This window comes from Dietzia sp. CW19 (genome assembly GCF_014145265.1).
In the GTDB taxonomy this organism is placed as follows: Bacteria; Actinomycetota; Actinomycetes; order Mycobacteriales; family Mycobacteriaceae; genus Dietzia; species Dietzia natronolimnaea.
On the sequence record NZ_JAALEE010000371.1, the window covers coordinates 1 to 4,319 of the forward strand.

The 4,319-nt window shown below is 69.9% G+C and carries 7 protein-coding genes; 2 read left to right on the top strand and 5 right to left on the bottom strand.

The features are described from left to right. Together G6021_RS11475 and G6021_RS11480 are read left to right on the top strand one after the other, a co-directional pair. Positions 1–320, top strand: a 320-nt coding sequence (locus G6021_RS11475; protein ID WP_182641325.1) for an alpha/beta hydrolase, incomplete at its 5' end; no start/stop codon positions are given. Positions 321–778: 458 nt separating this feature from the next. Next, on the top strand, positions 779–1,093 hold the full coding sequence (locus tag G6021_RS11480; RefSeq protein ID WP_182641326.1) for a hypothetical protein: 315 nt from the start codon (positions 779–781) through the stop codon (positions 1,091–1,093). 19 nt (positions 1,094–1,112) lie between these two features. Here G6021_RS11480 and G6021_RS11485 read toward each other — a convergent pair whose 3' ends face one another. The 5 genes from G6021_RS11485 to G6021_RS11505 all read right to left on the bottom strand — a co-directional run bounded on the left by G6021_RS11485 (position 1,113) and on the right by G6021_RS11505 (position 4,262). Next, entirely contained in the window at positions 1,113–1,868 is a 756-nt protein-coding gene (locus G6021_RS11485; RefSeq protein WP_095718244.1) for an SDR family NAD(P)-dependent oxidoreductase, read from the bottom strand. Positions 1,869–1,908: 40 nt separating this feature from the next. Then, on the bottom strand, positions 1,909–2,811 hold the full coding sequence (locus tag G6021_RS11490; RefSeq protein WP_182641327.1) for an enoyl-CoA hydratase-related protein: 903 nt from the start codon (positions 2,809–2,811) through the stop codon (positions 1,909–1,911). 99 nt (positions 2,812–2,910) lie between these two features. Then, positions 2,911–3,201, bottom strand: a complete 291-nt coding sequence (locus G6021_RS11495; protein WP_182641328.1) for a DUF4287 domain-containing protein — start codon at positions 3,199–3,201, stop codon at positions 2,911–2,913. 65 nt (positions 3,202–3,266) lie between these two features. After that, entirely contained in the window at positions 3,267–3,824 is a 558-nt protein-coding gene (locus tag G6021_RS11500; RefSeq protein ID WP_095718241.1) for a dihydrofolate reductase family protein, read from the bottom strand. 123 nt (positions 3,825–3,947) lie between these two features. After that, the gene (locus G6021_RS11505) at positions 3,948–4,262 is read right to left on the bottom strand and encodes a hypothetical protein (RefSeq protein ID WP_182640108.1); all 315 of its coding nucleotides are present in this window, start codon (positions 4,260–4,262) and stop codon (positions 3,948–3,950) included. Positions 4,263–4,319: the final 57 nt, after the last annotated feature.

A 4,319-nucleotide genomic window follows, 5' to 3' on the forward strand; every position in this document is an offset into this window, starting at 1 on the left:
CGCGCGGGTACGGGCCGGAGCGGTTCGCCGCGCACTCGGTGGCCCTGGGCGCACGACCGGACCGCAGTACCTTCCCCGCGCAGGCGCCCTGCCCGGTCCTGATCGTGGGGGCATCACACGACCAGGTGGTGCCCACCGAGGAACAGCGCAGGTGGGCCGAGGCGAACGGTGCCGGGGGCGGTGGTGCGGGCGCCAGCAGCAAGGGCGCCCGGGCGGTGGCCTACGTGGAGATCCCGGAGACCGGGCATATGCTGCCGGTGGAGACGCCTGAAGAGTTGGCCACCGCGATCAGCGACTGGTGGCGCCGCACCGAGGCCTGATGCGGGACATTCTCGGGTCGCCGAGCGCAGCATCGTGCCGACACTGCTCCTCGCCGCAACCCCCCGGACGGTCTAGAGTTCTTCCCCAGAAGGCGGGGTGGTCGTCAATGACTTCTCGGAATCGACCGTTGTCCCAGAGATCCGTCGCGCCGGGGGACAGGGCGAATCGCGCGTTGAGGGAGCTCGACGACCAGGTCTTCTCGGACCTCGTCCTGCGGGAAGTGCATCGTCGCAGTGCGTTCGGCCGGGTCGCCGGGCAGATCGACAGGGCCGTGAAGACGGTCCGGGCGCCGGACGGTGACCTGCTCCGGGGACCCGCGGCACCGCGTGCCGGAGGGGGCGCTACTGCCGCTCGTCGTGCCCGTGCCGTTGCGGTCTCAGTCTCGCGGGGTGCCACATTGCAAGTGCCTGTGATGTGCTCGGTCGAAGCGGCTGAGGCCCTCGCGCGGCGCGGAGTGTTGTCCGAATCCACCGCCGCCGACGCACTTCGGACGTTCGCGCGAGACGGCCGCCTGATCGCGCTCCGCGGCGACCGGAGATGGGTCTACCCGCGATTCCAACTGGACTACTTCGATCCGCGCGACCCGAACAACATCATCTGCGCGATCAACCGGGTGCTGGACGCCGGTCGCTATCCGGAAGCTGCGACCTCCTGGTGGACCCTGCCGTCGGTCGCCCTGCCCGGCATGCGCCCACCCGTGGACCTGTTGGGAGGCGACCACGACGCACTGCGGCAGCTGGCGTCGGAGTACGCGTCCGGAGCTGATCGGTGACAGGTGCGCGGCGGCTGACTCAGCGGGGGAGTTGCCCGTCGTCGATCTTGATGACGGTCCCGGTGACCGCCTCTGACGCGTCCGAGACGAGGTAGAGCAGCGTGGAATCGAGCTGTTCGGGTACGCCGAGTCGCTTCCGCGGGAACCCGGGCGCGATGTCGCCGACCCGCTCGAGCATCCCGTCGGTCATCTCCGACTCGAAGACTCCCGGCGCGATGGCGTTGACGTTGATGAGATTGCGCGCCCACTCCACGGCGAGGGCCTCCGTCATCCGACTGAGTGCCGCTTTGGTCGTGGCATAGAGGGCGGCCCCGTTCCCGGCGTAGTGGTACGCGGCCATCGAGGAGATGTTGACGATCCGGCCCGGGGTTTCGGCCACGATCAACCGGCGGGCCACCCCGGTCGCCATGAGCCACGGGCCACGGATATTGGTGTCCAACACGGCGTCCACGAGCTCCAGTGGCATCTTGTGTGCGCGCTGCGCATCGGGGATGCCGGCGTTGTTGATCAGGATCCGGGGAGCGCCGAGACGCTCGGTCACCTCCGTGAGGCAGGACTCGACGGAGGCCGGATCGGCGACGTCCAGCCGAACGCCGTGCGCGCTGCCTCCGCGTCGGCTGATCGCGTCGACGACCTCCTCGATCCTCTCGGTACGCCGCCCGGTCACGACGACTGTCGCGCCCGCGTCCGCGAGCACATGGGCGAATCGGGCGCCGAGGCCGGCGGTCGATCCGGTGACGATCGCGACGCGACCGGTGAGGTCGACAGAAGTCATGGGGAGTCCTCTCCGAGGTGGGGGGTGGCGGTGGAACCGGTCAGATGATGCGGCGAGGCAGTGAGGGAAGTAGCTCAGGTGAGAAGAGGTCGGGCAGGCCGTCCGAGACGCGGTCCGGGAAGTCCGGCTCCTCCTTGGCCAGGAACGCGGAGACGCCGGCGCGGACGTCGGCGGACGTGCCGCGGGTGTAGATTCCGATGGACTCGGCGCGGTGGGCCACCTCGGGGTCGGGAGCGCCGAGCATCCGCCACAGGAGCTGGCGGGTCAGCGCCGCCGACACCGGGGCAGTGCCGCGGGTCAGCTCGCGGGCGATCTCGATGGCGCGGGGGAGGACCTCGTCGGCGGGCAGCAGCTCACGCACCAGGCCGCGCTCCAGGGCCTCGCCGGCGAGGATGGTTCTGCCGCCGACAGTCCACTCGACCGCCGTGGAGATGCCCACGATGCGGGGCAGGAACCAGGTGGAGCACGCCTCCGGCACCAACCCTCGTCGCGTGAAGACGAACCCGAACTTGGCGTGGTCCGCGGCGATACGCACGTCGGTGGGCAGGGTCATGGTCACCCCGACGCCCGCGGCCGAGCCGTTGATCGCCGAGATGATCGGCTTGGTCATCCGGAAGATGCGTAGCGAGACCAGGCCGCCCGTGTCCGGCGGGGGGTTGCCGGTGTCCTGGCCGGGATCGACGGCGAAGGTGTCGCCCCCGCCCGAGATGTCGGCCCCCGCGCAGAACGCCCGCCCGGTGCCGGTGAGCACCACGGCCCGGATGTCGTCGTCGGCGTCGCAGGCGTCGAGGGCGGCGACGAGGTCGGTGAGGTTCCGCGTGGTCGCCGCGTTGAGCCGATCGGGGCTGTTGAGCCTGATCACGGCGACGTCGTCGTGGCGCTCGAGGACGACCTCTCGCTGGTCGGCTGCGGTCTCGGGTGCCTGGTCGGGCGAGGGCTGCATGGTGACGGACGCTACCCGCGGTGGCGGGTGGTGGGGCCGGGATCCGATACTGACCGGCTGCGCATACTCGCCGCCGGCTCGACGGGGGAGGATCCGGGTTCAGCGGTTCGGGTTGGTGGCCGCGCCATCGAGCCAGAGCATGTCGATCGCGTCGGCGTGTGAACCGGTGGAGCCGACGTGCTTCGAGCTGATCTGAGGCCCCTTGGTGATCACGTGGACGAGCGCCATGCCGTGGCCGCGGCCGAGCCCGTAGTCGTTCTTCAACCACTCCAGAATCGGCCCGGCCTTGGTGCCGGGGCCGAAACCGCGTTCGGTCGCCTGATCCACGAGTTGCCGCGGCGTCAGCCCGGTCTTGGTTTCGATGGTGTCGAGATACGCCTGGAAGGACATCGGATTCTCCTCTGATCGATAGGCGGCGGGGTGATGGGTTTCGGGTGATGAGCGAGTGGGTCCGGTCAGGCGTCCGCGGAGTCCGAGCGCAGGGCATAGGTCGCGACGATGTTGCCCGCCTGGGTCTGCGTCGAGTTCAACAGACGCAGGCGCGTCGTGGGGACGGACTCGTCGAAGAGCCTGCGGCCCTCACCGGAGATCACCGGGTGGATGGTCAGCGTGAGCTCGTCCACCAGGCCCGCCAGCACCAGCCTCCTGGTGGTCTCCACGCCACCCGCGATCGCGATGTCGCCGCCCGGTTCCTGCCGCAGCTGCCCGAGGTACCCGGCCGCATCACCGGTGGCGATAACGCTGTTCCACGGCAGCTCGCCCGTCAGGGTGGAGGTGAGCACGTGCTTGCGGACCGGGTTGACCCACTCGGCGAACGGGTCCTGCGCACCGGGCCAGTAACCGGACCACTCCTGCCAGAGCGTGCGGCCCAGCACCAGGTCCGTGGTCGCGGCAGTCATCTTCTGCATGAACTCCATCTCCTCGGGTCCGAAGGCGTCGAACTGCCAGTGCTCGGCATGCTCCGTCACGCCGTTGAGCGTGGAGAACATGTGGGCCGTGATCGTGCGGCTCATGATGATCCCTCCTGAGGGGACTCGGGGGCCCGGTCGAGCAGGTGCTCGGGGCCCGAAGGACCGTCCTTCACAGGGGTAGACGGTGCGAGGCGCCGAAAGTGATCGGTGCGGCGGGGATTCTCCCTACGGCAGGTGGGCGGGCAGGCCGAACTCGGCGAAGTGGCCCGCGCCGATGAAGTGGGTGAGGGCCGAGAGGCGGCCGGCGCGGGACTCCAGGACGTGGATCGCGAACGGCTCCCATCGAGCCGCGCTGGAGTCGCGAACGCCGGCGTCGTTTCGGCTCTCGTCTCGACCGCCGCCGTCGTGATAGACCGCGACGGCCGGACGGCCGTTGGCGGAGGTGACGATGGTCCGCGAGTTGCGGCACACCTGCCCGGGGCCGCGCCACCAGCGCTCGATCTGCGCGGGGCCGCGGAGCCAGAGCTCGAACGGCGGCATGCTGAACTCCGCGTCCTCGGTGAGCAGGTCGACTAGGAGCGTGGGTCAGTAACACGC